The organism is Posidoniimonas polymericola (assembly GCF_007859935.1).
In the GTDB taxonomy this organism is placed as follows: domain Bacteria; phylum Planctomycetota; class Planctomycetia; order Pirellulales; family Lacipirellulaceae; genus Posidoniimonas; species Posidoniimonas polymericola.
Window position 1 is genome coordinate 348,655 of sequence record NZ_SJPO01000002.1, and the last position, 13,563, is coordinate 362,217.

Annotated in this window: 6 protein-coding genes; 1 reads left to right on the plus strand and 5 read right to left on the minus strand. The window is 66.9% G+C overall.

What is annotated here, in order from left to right; genetic code table 11:
- Nucleotides 1-26: 26 nt before the first annotated feature.
- Together Pla123a_RS05425 and Pla123a_RS05430 are read right to left on the minus strand one after the other, a co-directional pair.
- The gene (locus Pla123a_RS05425; protein ID WP_146584657.1) at nucleotides 27-1,850 is read right to left on the minus strand and encodes a hypothetical protein; all 1,824 of its coding nucleotides are present in this window, start codon (nucleotides 1,848-1,850) and stop codon (nucleotides 27-29) included.
- 93 nt (nucleotides 1,851-1,943) lie between these two features.
- Nucleotides 1,944-3,530, minus strand: a complete 1,587-nt coding sequence (locus Pla123a_RS05430) for a sigma 54-interacting transcriptional regulator (protein ID WP_146584659.1) — start codon at nucleotides 3,528-3,530, stop codon at nucleotides 1,944-1,946.
- 226 nt (nucleotides 3,531-3,756) lie between these two features.
- On the opposite strand from Pla123a_RS05430, the gene Pla123a_RS05435 reads away from it, so the two are divergent.
- On the plus strand, nucleotides 3,757-6,621 hold the full coding sequence (locus tag Pla123a_RS05435; RefSeq protein ID WP_146584661.1) for a hypothetical protein: 2,865 nt from the start codon (nucleotides 3,757-3,759) through the stop codon (nucleotides 6,619-6,621).
- Between the two features lie 126 nt (nucleotides 6,622-6,747).
- Here the strand turns inward: Pla123a_RS05435 and Pla123a_RS05440 are convergent, their stop codons facing one another.
- The 3 genes from Pla123a_RS05440 to Pla123a_RS05450 form a co-directional block, all read right to left on the minus strand.
- The gene (locus Pla123a_RS05440; protein WP_146584663.1) at nucleotides 6,748-7,947 is read right to left on the minus strand and encodes an SGNH/GDSL hydrolase family protein; all 1,200 of its coding nucleotides are present in this window, start codon (nucleotides 7,945-7,947) and stop codon (nucleotides 6,748-6,750) included.
- A gap of 118 nt (nucleotides 7,948-8,065) precedes the next feature.
- Entirely contained in the window at nucleotides 8,066-9,019 is a 954-nt protein-coding gene (locus Pla123a_RS05445) for a DUF1559 family PulG-like putative transporter (protein ID WP_146584665.1), read from the minus strand.
- A gap of 43 nt (nucleotides 9,020-9,062) precedes the next feature.
- Nucleotides 9,063-13,385, minus strand: coding sequence for a CotH kinase family protein (locus Pla123a_RS05450; protein WP_146584667.1), 4,323 nt, complete (start codon nucleotides 13,383-13,385; stop codon nucleotides 9,063-9,065).
- Nucleotides 13,386-13,563: the final 178 nt, after the last annotated feature.

Here is a 13,563-nt window from a genome sequence, read left to right on the forward strand (position 1 = left end):
GGGCGTTGCGGGGTCTGGGGTGGGGGTTACTCGCCGAGCAAGCGGCGGTGGACGTCGGCGAGTTGCAGGTCGCCAATCGCCTCGTAGGCGGTCGCGAGTCCGGAGTGGGCGTCGCGCGAATCTGGCATCGCGTTGAGGGCAAACTCGAGGTCGGCGATGGCGTCTCGCCACTGCTTGAGACGCAGCAGCGCCTGGCCGCGGGTCTCGCGGAAGTGGGGGTCTTGCGGGTGTTTCGCCAGGGCCTTGTTGACCGCTTTGAGCGCCTCGGTCGGTTGCGGCAGCGGCTCCTGCAGAAGCGTCCAAGCGAGGTTGTTCCACACAACGGCCGGTGCGTCGCCCGACTCGGTGACCTGCCAGAACGCCTTGCGAGCTTGCGTGATCTCGCCCGTCGACGCCGCGAGGGAGCCGGCGATCTCCAGCAGGGTGACCGTGCTGTCGGGCGAGGCGAGCATCTGGTTCCAGGCGGCGCGGCACGCTTCCGAGCCGCGGCGTTGGATCACGATTGCCTGCAGTGTCTGGCCGACCGCGTCGGCGGAGGCGCCCATTCGTTCTGCCCGGATGACGCGTTCGGCAAGTAGGCCGCCGTCCAGTGACTGCGAGGTGAGCGATTGCTGGGCGAGCTGCAGGCTGATCACCGCCAGCTGTTGTCGGGCGTCGGCAGCATCGGGATCGAGCCGCGTGAGCTCGACAAGCGACTCCTCGACCGTCAGACGCCGGCCGAGCAGCCGGCCCGCGAGCGCTCGGCTGCGATGGTCGTCAGCGCTGACCGGATCAGGTGGGCTGGCGTCGAAGCGGGCGAGGAAGGCCTGCGCCTGTCCGACCGCCGCGGCCTGTTGCTTGTCCATGACAAGCAGGCGAAGCCGCATCGACGAGGCCTTGAGCGATTCCTCCGCGTAGGGCGTGATGGCTGCCAATGCCTGTTTAATGTCCCCCTGTTCGGCCAGCAGGTACGCCTGGGTGGCGGCAAGCGGCTCGCTGTCGCCCTCGGCGGCTCGGATGCGTTCGAGGTGCTGCGCCGCCAGGGCGAGGCGTGCCCCGCGGTCGAGGGGCATGTCGCCGTCTTGTGTTTTGTCTGCCAGGAGGTGCTGCACCCACCAGCGGTGCGCAGGAGCGTAGCCAGGCGCGTCGTCCGGGTTGTCCAGTGGCGCCAGCTGTTCCATCTTCGCGCGTGCCTCGTCGAGGTCGCCTCGGTCCGCCAGATTCAACGCGTCGATGAAATCAGAGCGGCTCGTGCTCACGCCGAGCTGCTCCAGCTTGCGGCGCATGAGATCGGCGGTCTCTTGATCGCCGGCCAGCTCGTACTCCTTGACCGCGTCGCGGTAGCGACCGGCGACCACGCCGCTGCTCCGCGATGCGCCCGCAATCGCGACATACACGAACGGCAGCAGCATCAGGATGGCCGGGGTGGCGAGCGCCAAGTCGCGCGGCTTGCGGGTGACGCACCATGCGTAGAGGAAGAACCCGAAGGCCCGCACCGGTGTGAACAGCCAGTAGACGAAGTCGCTGAAACGAGCGAAGGCGCCGCCCAGGTGCAGCCGCTCGGCGGACCAGGCCATGGCCTGGTACAGCCACCAGGCGGTGTTGCCCGGCAGCTCAATCACCCACCGGAACAGGGCAGGCACCCGCAGCAGCCGGGCAATCGCGGCGAAGGGCCACAGCAGCACGCCGACAATCCGGATGGTGGCGGACTCCAGTGACTCGAAACTGTCGAAGGCGTCGAGCACAAAGTCGACCGACCGGCCAAACCACAGGTCCCAACGCTCGGCGCACCACTCCCGCACGTCGATGATGCGGGCGCCGAATTCGCGCAGCGATTCGATCAAGCGGATGGGGAGAGGGGGGCGGTCCATGGCGGGAAGCTGAGGAGGGGGCTGATGCGCCTATTATGGTCTTCCGCATGCGATCTGGCCACAGCGTAGCCGCCAAGTTGGGCGATTGCCGGGTTAGCTCGGTTTTAACGGTTCTTCCTTATGCCGCAGCTCCGCGAGCAGGCTGCTGTCGATCTTGCTGCGGACCGTGCGTCGATCGAGTCCTAGCTGCTTTGCGGCGTGCTCGTAGTTGTCCAGTCGGGCGTAGACCGAGGTGCAGAAGCGTCGCAGCAGATCGTCGGCCGAGAGCTTGTGCTCATCGGCCCCCGCCAGCCAGCCGGGCAACCGCTGGGCAGAGGGCTGGTCGACGGTCCGAGGAGCGTACTCCTGGCGGACGAGCACATTCCGGACGCACTGCTCCAGCTCGCGGATGTTGCCCTGCCACGGGTAGTCGGTGGGGAGCCGCTGCTCTATCCAGCGCTGGACCTCGACCGCCAGGCCGGGCGCCTCGTCGCCGGCCACCCGCTCGCAAAGCAGTAGGATCAGGCCGCCGAGCGCCTCGGGGCGGTCGTCCACCTGCTCGCGGAGCGAGGGGGTCTCGATCCGATCGGAGCAGAGCCGGTAGTACAGGTCCTCGCGGAACCGCCCCGCCTGCATCTCGGCGGCGAGATCGCGGTTTGTGGCGGCGATGACCTTGCCCTTGAACGGGCGTTCGGTGGTCTCGCCCAGTCGGCAGAACGAGCGGCTCTGCACCACCCGAAGCAGCTTCACCTGGATCGCCGGATCGAGCTCGCCGATCTCGTCGAGGAATACCGCGCCGTGCTCGGGGCACGTTTCCAGCCAGCCGGTCCGATCACCTACGGCGCCGGTGTACGCGCCGCGGCAGTGGCCAAACAGCTCCGACTCGACCAGCGTTGGCGACAACGCCGACAAGTTGATCGCGACGAAGCCCAGGTCGGGCTTCGAGCAGAGCCGACCGGTCTGTGGGTCCACGGCGATGAACTGCGACAACGCGATCGCGCGGGCGACCAGCTCCTTACCGGTTCCCGACGGCCCGGTGATCAGTGTTGAGAAGTCGCCCATCTGGCTGTAGAGCGATCGGCGGTAGCGGCGCATGTCGTGCGTGAAGATCGACTGCCAGACCTGTGCCCGGAGCCGCGCGGCGGGGAGCGAGTCGCCCAGGATGCAGTCGAAGATGCCGCGGAACGCCCGCCGCACCTGGTGCAGGCAGGCAAACAGGTGGGCCGCGGCGTCGTCGCCTGTCGGCAGGCCGGCGACTTCGTGGAAGTGTTGGTGGGCGTGCCGGAACGACTCCCAAGCAGGGCCGACCGCCGCCTTGTGCCCCGACACCCCGGCTGGCGACAGCGTCGCAATCCAGCGGTAGTACAGTACGTAGACCACCAAGTCGTCGTAAAGCCGGAGCTCTTCGGCGGTCGCCGTGACGCCGGTTGCGAGCTTTGCCCGCAGTTTTGTGGCGAGGCGGTCGGCCAGCGCTGTGAGCCTCACCACGTTGGGGCGTTCGTAGTGCGACGCCGCCGTTCGGCTCCAAGCGACATGCTCCTCGGGCTCGTACTCGCCACCCAGCGCCGCCTGCTCGAGCTCCAGCCGCTCGGGAAGGAAAGGGTTGCAGTAGGCCAGCCGAGAGAGGGGCCTCAGGAGTTCGGCTTCATGGGGAGTGATGAGCGGCATGTGGCGGGGAAGCTGGGTGACATTGTGTGCCATGCGAATGCCATCTGTTGTACGCCTAGTGCTTGCTGCATTCCAGTTGAGTGCCTTTGGGTTTGTAGTAACTCTTTTGATATCAGTGCCTTGTGGCATTTTCTTTAGGTTGGCGCAACCATTGCTTTAGCAGTCTGCATCGCCGGGTGAGCCAACCGTTCGTGGTTTTCCGGCGGCCTGCAACCCAACTCGCAGGCAGAGCCCAATTCATCTGCACGGGGAGACCATCATGAGTGCGACCTCCGCCGACGTGTTGTCGGCTATCGATTTTGCCGAGGAGCAGTTCACCGCCTGGCGCGCCAGACACCTGCTCTCGGCCCAGCAAATGGCCAATATCCGGGAGCACTACTGCCAGTGGCGCTCTCAGCTGACACCCGAAACCGACGGCAGCCATCTGTTCGACACCGTCGAGCCCGACGCCAATCTCGGGGTCGACGTCCAGGCCGAGCTTCGGCGGCTTTCGTTCCTCCGCCGTGAAATCCAGCGGCGTAAAGGAGCCCAGCACCTGTCCGAAGGGGCGGCCCAGCAGATGCAGAAGGAAGTCGACGCCCGTACGGTCGCAATCCGCAGCCAGCGTCAAACCACCGGTGAGCCGAATGCCAACGCTGACCAGGAGCCAACCCGCGGCTGGTTCGAGATGCTGCTCGACCCGCGCAGCCTGCACGCGTTGATGGGCTGCGGCGGCGGCTTGCTGGTGCTCGGCCTGGTTGCCTGGCTGTGGTCGGTCGGCGTGTTCGAGAACCGGTTGGTGGTCGCGTCGCTCTTGGGCGGCGTCAACATCGCGGCGCTCGCCGCCGGAGCGGCGGTCGTGCTGCGGACCCCCTACCAGACCGCGGGCCGGGCAGTGACGCTTCTAGCGTGTCTGGTGATGCCGCTCAACCTCTGGTTGTACGATGCCCAGGGTTTGATCACGCTCAAGGATGGCGGCCACTTGTGGGCGCCCGCGTTAGCAATCTGCGCGCTGTACGCCGGCGTCGCCAGGCTGCTTAAGGACCCCACTTTCGTGTACGCGTTGGTGGGCGGGGTCACGATGACCGGCCTGCTGTTCCTGGCGGACCAGCACGTCGATCGGTTGTGGGAGGTCATCGCGCCTTCGGCATTGTTGGTGGTGATCGGCGTTGTCTGTGTGCACGTCGAGCGGTTGTTCGCCCCGGGCGACGGGCCGTTTAGCCGAGAGCGATTCGGCACCGCGTTCTTCAACTCAGGCCATCTGGTCATGGGCGTTGGGCTGGTTGTGCTGCTCGTCGGCCGGGTCGTGGGGCGGTTCTACGACCCGGTGTTTGCCGACCTTGGCTTGTTCGAGGCCGCGCCGCTTGTGGGGTCGATCGCAAACGCCAAGCTAATGGCCCTGGCGCTGGCGGCGGTGGGCGCCTACACCTATTTTTACTCGCTGTTCAGCAACAAGGGCGGCGCCCGGTACGCGTACTCTGGGATCGGGATGCTGCTGTGGTGCGAGGTCATCGCGCTGGACGTGCTGGCCAAGCCGCTCACCGAGCAGCTGCTGGTCGTTGTGCTGGCTTCCACCGCGGTGGCCGCGAGCGCGGGCGCCGCGGTGGCGCTGCGGCTGCGTGACGGTCGTGGCCAGGGGACCGCCGATCGGGCGACCGATCAGGTGGTCAACGCCGCCGGCGGGATGGCATACCTTTTCTCTGTGATTGCGTTGGTGCTCGGCGCCGTGCAGTATGCCAGGCTGGCCTTCCAGCCGGACTGGCTGCCGGTGTTTGATGCGGATTGGATGTACGTGATTTCGATGGCGCTAGTCGCGGTCGCCGGGGCCTACACCCAGCGAGTCCATCTGCTCCGCGGCCGGCGGACCGGCGCGGCGTTTGGGCTTCAGCTCGCGGCGGTCGCCGCGACGCTGGCGGGCGCAGGGGCTCTGGGGGTCGCTGGTGTGTCTTCGCTGCCGGTAGTGCTGGCGGCCATGGCAGCGGTGACGCTTGTGGCCTACTTCGCTGTCGGGCGAGTGGCCGACGCGGAGCTGCGGGGCGGCCTGCTCAACGCTGCGGAAGTAGCGGGCGCGACGCTGCTGCTGATTTCAGTCCCCGCGACGATGGGGGCGGCGCCGGTGGCCTCGGTGTTTGCGGCGCGGCTGTGGCTCGGGGCCTTCTTCGCCGAGGCCGCGGTGCTGTTCGCGGTTTCGAGCGGCGCCAACCGCCACGCCACTGGGCAGGTCCTCGCCGCGCTGTCGGCGTGGGCGGCCGGTTGGCAGTGGTTGCAGCTGGTTGGCCTAGAGACGTACTCCCCGATGCTCGCGGGCAGTGTGGTTGGCGTGGTCTGTCTGATGGTGGATCGCCTCCGTTCGCAGCGGATCGAGTCTGGCGCCCTGGTCCCGCACCAAGGGGTTGGCCAGGTGGGTCTGCTGCTAACGGGGCTTGGCGGGTTGGCCGGGTTGCTGCTGGCGTTCAACCGCTTGGCCGCCGGCGAGGAGGTGTGGGAGCTTGTCGGGCTGATGCTTGGGCAAACGCTGGTGGGGCTAGCTGCTGCGGCGCTGACCCGGTCGGAGGGCGCACGGCGCGGGCTGCTCGCCTTGGCTGGGTGCCAAGCCGGGGTTGGCGTGCTTGTCGTGAATGCTCTGTCGGCGCTGTCGTTCGGTCAGCGGGTGGAGCTGTTGCTGGTCGCAACTGGTGGGCTGCTGCTGATCGCCGGGCACATGGGTTGGCGTCGCGAGGGCCAGCGACGGAGCAACCTGGTGACGTTTAACTTGGGCGCCGGCAGCCTGCTGGCGGCTGTTCCGCTCTGCTTAGGGCTGCTGTCGAACCGCTTCGACTCTGACACCGCCCATTGGGCATGGCTGTTGATGCACGACGTGGGCGTGCTGGCGGTTGGCCTGGGGCTGCTCGGCGCCGGGGTGCTGTGTAGAGTGCGATCGACCACGCTGGTCGGGGCCGCGACGATGACCATCTACGTCGCGAGCCTGGTGATGCTGATCGATGTGCCGGACCGGCTGCAGAGCGTGTCGGTCTACATGATGGTCGGCGGCGGGGCGTTCTTCGGCGTCGCGGTCCTGCTGAGCGTTTACCGCGACCGGCTGCTGAGCGTCCCGGACCGGATCCGCAACGGCGACGGCTTGTTCCGCGTGCTTTCGTGGCGGTAACGCACGCGGGCGCCGTTGCTAAAAGACTCGAGTTGGGCGGCGTTCCGTCCGTTGGTGTTGCAGGTCTCCCGCAACCCAACGGGCGGGCGCCATTCTTGTTGCGCTGCGGGAAGATAAGTACCAGCGCTAGACTTGCTGTCCTGCAACACAGCGTGGACGCCGTCGGGCAATCAACGCCAAGCCGGCCAGCAGCGCCGCGGCCGGTTCTGGGACCACGCCGCCCATAACGGCCGGGATGCCGTCGAACGCGCTGCGCCACAGCGTGTAGTCGGCGGCGTCGACGCGGCCGTCGCCGTTCCCGTCGGCGTATAGGCCTGTGGGGTCCGCGTAGCCGAGGCGCCACGCGTCGAGGTCGTCGAGGGTTGTCTGCCCGTCGTAGTTGTAGTCGCCCTCCGGGAGGACCGCGCGGACCGCGGCGTAGCCGAGCAGCCGATGCACAGCGGCCGTTGGGTGCACGCCGTCCCAGAAGACGTACTCGTCGGGGTTGGGCACGATCTGGCTGATGTCGTAGTTCGAGGCGCCCGCCTCGAGTCCCGGCGCCGCCGAGTTGGTGGCGTTGGTAAGGCCAAAATCGTTGTGGTTTTCGATCAGGTTGCCCAGCAGGCCCGCCAGGTCGAGCCGGAAGAGCGTCGCGTCGGGGTGCGACGCCTCGAACGCGTCGTACTGAGATGAGAGTGCAGCGTTGTAGTCTCGTGAGCGTTGATTCCACGCCTCGGCCTCGGCGGACGAACCGTTGTGGGCGGGCGTTAGGCCGAGCCACGGCAGGTTGAGCACCAGGAAATTGTTGATCCCGGCGGCCGCCAGGTCATTCAACGCGGCGCCCACCGTGGCGGCGGGGGCGAGCACATTCGTTTGCCCGCCGAGCAAGAAATTGTTGGCGCCGATCAACAGGCTCGCGATCGCACCCGGGGCCGGGTCGCGTTCGTTCGTAAAGTCGTCGATCTGAGTGTCGAGGTCGTTGACATAGAGCTGCTGCAGCGCCGGTGCGTCGGAGGTGTAGGCGCCGCCGTAGGCAAAGTTGTTCCCTCCGGCGGTGCTGGTCGTCAGCTGGCCGAACCCCAGCCCTTCCGACAGCCACTCGGTGAACACCGGGCCGTTGGAGAACCGGCCCTGCCAGTAGGCGGTTCCGGGCGTGTCGGGAGCGGCCCAGCCGGTCCAGTGCACGGTGGTCCAGTAGTGTGTGTTGCCGACGTCCGACAGGCTGTCGCCGAATACGAACATCTCGCTATATGGGCCGGCCGACAGCGGGCCCGCTAGCAGCACTAGCAGCACCGCAACGCGCAGCGGCCTGGCCGCGCGGGCAGAGATAGGCGGGAGGGCTAGCACGAGTTGTGGCCGGGGGAGGGGGGTCGGTTGTCGCGGTTTCGAGCCGCCTCAACCTACCCACCCACGATCACCGACGCCATACGAAATGCGCGGCCTCAGCGGGCCGCCGCTCGAGACGCTACTCGTCGATAAGCTCGCCGCCGTCGCGCGAGCAGAGCGCCCCCAGCAGGGCCTCATCGGTGTTGATCGAAAGAAACCGTACCGAGCCGTCGCAGTGCAGGCTCTGGGCGCCGTTGGTGTGCTGCGAGTAGACGCGCTCGTCTTCCCACGCTACCGGCGGGGCCTCCTCATTCACGCCCTTCTTGATGTGGCTGATGTTGCTGCCGGAGGCCCAGGCGCCGTTGAGGCTCTTGACCTCGCCCGACTTCTTCAGGTCGACTCCGCGGCCGGAGCACTCGACCACGTCGATGGTCTTGGACAGGCCGTCGGTGATGCGGGCGGCGGTGACGCCTGGCGGCTCGGTCAGCGTGTCGCCATCCGGAAGGCCCTTGGTGCCCAGCAGCACGCCCCGTTGCGGGCCGTAGTCGACGCCGGTTTCGGGGTTGTTCTTGTCCTTGTCGGGGCCGGACACGCCGAGGTAATCGATGCAGGCGAGCCCCTCTCCGGGTTGCCCCCCAAGGTTGAACAGCCGGCCTTCGGCAGAGCGGTGCTCTTCGATGATCGCGGTGCTCGGGCAGAGGTACGCCGGCACGATCGTGCTCGCCGCCTCGTTGTTGGACGGCGAGGTCAGGGGCTGCTTGAAGTTCAGCTTCACGCTCAGCGCGGACTCTTCCAGGTAGGCCAGGATGATGCTCGACCACGCGTAGTCGAAGGTCGCCGGGTCGGTACGCCGCGCGGACCAACGCTTGCCGGGCGGGAACTTGCGGTGCGACGTTTCATACCCCGCAATCGCCAGGCCGACCTGCCGAAGGTTGTTCTGGCAGGCGGACCTGCGGGCGCTCTCCCGCGCGGCCTGAACTGCCGGCAGCAGCAACGCAATCAACACGCCAATGATGGCGATGACGACCAGTAACTCGACCAGCGTGAAGCCGCTGGCGCCTTGATGTAATTTGCGATGTGCCTGCTTCTTCATCCCGGTCGTGCCTGTCCGCTCTAAAGGAGGGCCGCGCCGGCCGCTACCGCCAACGGGGACGGTACGCTCGGCCGAGCGGTTCTTCGGCCTCGGCGATCTGGGAGAATGCGGCGTCTGCGGCCCCCGGCCAGGCAGTCGTGGGGGCGTTAGCCAAGTCGCTGTGGCCCCAGAAGCGGCGGGCCTGATCTATCGATAATAGCATCAGCAGTTCGTCGATCCCAGTGAGATGTTCGCCAAGTTCGGCCGAGTGCGGTGAATTCCGGTCGGGTCTGGTCGCTTCGTGTTGGTTGTGGGGGGGGATCAAAAAAGAAGCGAAACCTGCGGCCGGCTGCGGTGTTGCAAGGGCCGATTCGCTCGCCGGGGCAGTAATTTGACCGGTTCCGACCGCTATAGCGGGCTGCGCGGAAGCGGGCGCCGCCACGAGGGTGAAAGCCGATCCGTGGGCTTCTGATTCGGTCGCCGCGGCGCGAGGCAGGGCCGCCGCCTGGGCTGCTTCATACTGATCTCGCCAGTACGCGTAGTCGGCCGAGTTCACCACCGAGTCGCCGTTGCCATCGGCGCGAAGGTCGGTGGTCGACCCGTAGGTCGCGCGCCAAACATCGTAGTCGGCCCGCTCGACCAGGCCGTTGCTGTCGTAGTCGCCGGGCAGGGAACGGCCCACGCCGGGCGAGCCGCCGTCGGTAAGGCTCGCCAGCCAATTGGAGGCGTCGTCGTACGGGTCGCCAGCGGTCTGCATTGGGTCCGCGGAGTCCGCGTCAAACGGCCCGGCGTACTCCAGCGAACGCCCCGCCCCGTCCGCGTCGGCCGGCCACGGCGCGAGGTCGCTGTAGGTGAACGACTGCAGCACCACGCCGAACGAGTCGAGCAGCGTGACGGTCTCGCCGCTGTTGCTCAGGCTGCCAGAGAAAGCGGTCGCGGTCACGTTCGTGACCGCAGGGTACGCCGCCTGGAAGGCCGACACATCCTGCGGAACGACGATCCGCTCGCCCGGCGCCAGGGTCTGGGCCACAAACGTGTAGCCGCCGGTCGAGAAGTCGGCGAGCTGAACGCCGCCCAGTTCGATCGGCTGGCTGCCCGTGTTCACCAGCTCCAGGTACTCGAGGTCCCCCGAGGCAGCTGGGTTGTACATCACTTCGACGACCCGCAGCGAAAGCGGCTCGTCGAGCGTGAAGGTCTTGTCGACCTCGGCGCTCCAGTCGTCGGCCGTGCCCGACTGCCCGGCATCGAGCACCCGGGTGCGGACGCGGGTCGCCTCGGTCAGGCTGATCGCGCCGCTGGTGTACGCAACGGCGGAAGGGCTTACCCCGCCGCCGGCGGTCCGCGGGTCGGAGCCGTCGATCGTGTAGTAGATCGTCCCGCCTGCGTTGGGGTTGGCGAGCGTGAGCAGGTAGGACGCAGCGATCTCGCCGCCGTACTGGCTGAGCACCGGGGCGTTGAGGTTCACAAGCCAGTCGGTCTTGCCGACCTGGCCGCTGCCGCCGGGGGCGATGGTGTTGTTGAAGATGCCGAGGATAATGTCGGTCCGGCTCTGGTACGGGCCGTTGGCGAAGAAGAAGTTGTCAGTAGTGTACTGCACGTTCGTGGCCCACGTGCCGCCATCCTTGGCGGGCGATCGGTTGTCGCCCCAGCGGGCCGCTTCGGCGTTGATGGCGCCGGCGATCTCGTCAACACGGGCCTGCCACACGGCCTGGGCGTTGACGGGGGTCAGCAGACCGTCGTTGCGGAGCAGCTCCTCGACACGGTCTGAGAACCTCAGCCGGTACTCCGCGCTCTGCATCAGCTTGTGGTGGATGCCGGTCGGGCCGAACTCGTGCTCGCCAAAGTCGTTGGCGACCAAAGCGGTGTGGTCGTAGTCCTGGTTGCGGCCGTCGCCGGCGGGGGCGTTCTGGTCGTTCGGGAAGGCGTGCTCCTGGTCCCACTCGTGGAAGTGCCACTGACCGTCGGGGTCGGCGCTGTCGAGCGAGGCGAACCAGTTGTTCTCACCCCAGTCGTAGTTGCCGGCGTAGTACAGCACCACCATGTAGTCGATGAACGAGTCGATATCGAGGATCTGCTCTACCTGCTGGTACGCGCTCAGCGAGGCGAGGTTGCCGTTCACCTGGTCGAGCAGGTCGACGTAGGCCGCCTCGGCAGTGAGCCCGCCGTCTACCTGCAGGTACTTGTCGTGGGCGCCTCCGTGGGTCATGCCGATTCCGTCGAAGCCCTTGACCACCAGGTAGTCGTCCTTGTCGCCGCCGTAGTACTCCTCGGCAAACGAGTCGTCGGGCCGCTCGTGCGCGTTGTAGATGCCCCAGTACAGGCCGTTGATGTACAGGTGCACCCAGCGTCCGTGAGCCGCCTCGCCGCCGGCCAGGTTGACCATATCGGCCACCACCTGGTCGTGCACGTAGGTGGCGTACGGCCCCTGGGTCGATGTGTTGTTGACCGTGAACGAGTAGTTGTACTGCGAGTCGAGCACCAGCGTGTCGAAGCCGTTGGCCGCGTTATCGCCGTCGGCGGTGCCGGCGAACAGCGAGTCCGAGTTGAGCCGTGTGTCGTAAGGCTGTTTGAACTTGACCTGCAGCGAGAGCTTGTCGCTCCGCCAGCGGCTTGTGCTGGAGTGCCCCTGGATCTCCACCACCGAGTCGATCTGGAAGTCTTCGCCCTCGAAGCCATTGAAGTATTCGAGCGAGGCGAAGCGCTCGTCGCTCTTGTCCCGCCAGCTAGTGTCCTGGGTGTAGATGCCGTCGTCGTCGCCCGAGCCGCCGTTACCGAAGAACTCTTCCCAGTCCATCACCAGCGACATCGTCGGGATCGACTGCAGGTCGGACTTCAACTTCTCGGCGCCCACGCCGCTGACGATCGCGGGGTTCATGGCCCAGTCGGGACCCGCGTAGCCCCACGGGCTGTAGGCCGGCAGCCCGGTGGCGTCCTGGGTCAGCACGCTGTCGAGGAACACATATGTCTGGGTGTCGACGTTGGTCGAGAAGTAACCCGCCTTGAACGCCGCCGCGCGGACCGTCACGACGCCGGCGTCGGCGTGGCTGAGCGCCGCGGGGTCGACGATGATCGGGCTGCCGTCGACGTAGGTCAGGCCGTTGGCGAGCGTCGGCCGGGTGCCGTCGGTGGTGTAGCGGATGGTCGTGCCCGGCTCGGCGGTCGTGATGGTGAGCGGGAACGGCGCGTCGTAGAAGCCGCGGTCGTGCGAGAAGACCGTGTCGGCGATCACGCCCAGGTACCCGGCCCCGTTGCCGCCGCCCGGCGTCGGCGTGACCATGAAGGTCTCCGCGAGCGGACCCGACGCCCGCTGCGCGGTGAGCTCCGCGTGCACCAGCAGGTCCGATGAGTCGCTGGAGTGGTTGGCGGCGTAGATCGCGAGGACATTGTCGCCCTCTTCGATCGTGTCGAGCCACTCGGTCAGGTCAATCACCGTGGGCGAGCCGGTGAGAGTTGAGTTGCTGACGTTTTGGCGGGAGTTTAGCTCCCAGTCGTTGCCGATCTTCAGGTCCATCTGCAGCCGTTCACGCTGCACTTCGCGGCCGTTGAGGAACAGGATGTAGCCGTTGTCGACGCGCAATTCGAGGTTCAGCTCGGCAAGTTCGGCCTTGTTGGTCACCTGGAACGGCATGCGGACGTAGCCAGAAATCTGGCCGGCCAACGATACCGTGCTATCCTGCCAGGGGCTGCCGTAACCAAAGCCGAGTCCGTCAGTGGCGTTGACCCAACCGTCCCCTGCGGTAGCGACATAGCCGACCTCGGTCCAGTGGTCGTCAACGCTGGCGTTGGGGCCGGTGAACGGGCGGAACTTAGCGGGCGAGCCGTCTCCGACGGCCGATGTGCCGGCCGTCAGGAGCGTTTCGGTGACCGTCGAACCAACGCCAACGCCCTGCCCGTACGAGACATCGCGGAACTGTTGTGGGTAGAGGTTGAATTCAGAGGCGACCGTGACACCGTCGTCCTGCACCAGGGCGAGGTAGCCCGGCTCGAGCGACAGCTGGAAGTTGCTGTGCAGCTCGCCGCCGATGACGCCGACCTCGGCTCCGCTGCCCGAGGCAAACACCAGCAGGCTTGCGCCCGGCGCGAGGTTGGTGGTTTCGGGCGTGGCGGGGATCTGCCACTTGGCCATGTCCAGGGCGTCGTCGGTCAGGCTCCATCCAGAGATGTCCGCGGCCACGGCGCCGGTGTTGGTGAGCTCAATCCAGTCGTGGCGGTGGCCGGCCGTGTCGCGGACGCCGGCGTCGTTCTCGGCGAGGAACTCGCTGATCACTACCGCCAGGGCCAAGCGGTCTTCAAGCGTCTCGTACTGGAGCGGACGCCCCTTAGCGGTGGTTGGCTTTTTTGGCTGGGCTAAAAACAAACGGCGAGACAAGCGGGAGCGACGGGGCATAAGATGTCGTGCGTAGGGGCAGGAGGCGGCGCCGGCGCGAACAGCCGGCGCAAAGCAGAGCGGAATTAGGGGAGCGACAAGCACAGGCCTACAGGCAGACTCTTATTCTACGGGGCCGGTCGGGGCGGTTGTCGCCGCCGCCGCCTTGTTTTGAGACGGAGCCGCAGGGCCGACACCC

What these genes read in the sequence shown, in the direction of transcription:
- Pla123a_RS05450 (WP_146584667.1), bottom strand. Translation starts at nt 13,385, where the DNA reads ATGCCCCGTCGCTCCCGCTTGTCTCGCCGTTTGTTTTTAGCCCAGCCA.
- Pla123a_RS05425 (WP_146584657.1), bottom strand. Translation starts at nt 1,850, where the DNA reads ATGGACCGCCCCCCTCTCCCCATCCGCTTGATCGAATCGCTGCGCGAA.
- Pla123a_RS05445 (WP_146584665.1), bottom strand. Translation starts at nt 9,019, where the DNA reads ATGAAGAAGCAGGCACATCGCAAATTACATCAAGGCGCCAGCGGCTTC.
- Pla123a_RS05430 (WP_146584659.1), bottom strand. Translation starts at nt 3,530, where the DNA reads ATGGCACACAATGTCACCCAGCTTCCCCGCCACATGCCGCTCATCACT.
- Pla123a_RS05435 (WP_146584661.1), top strand. Translation starts at nt 3,757, where the DNA reads ATGAGTGCGACCTCCGCCGACGTGTTGTCGGCTATCGATTTTGCCGAG.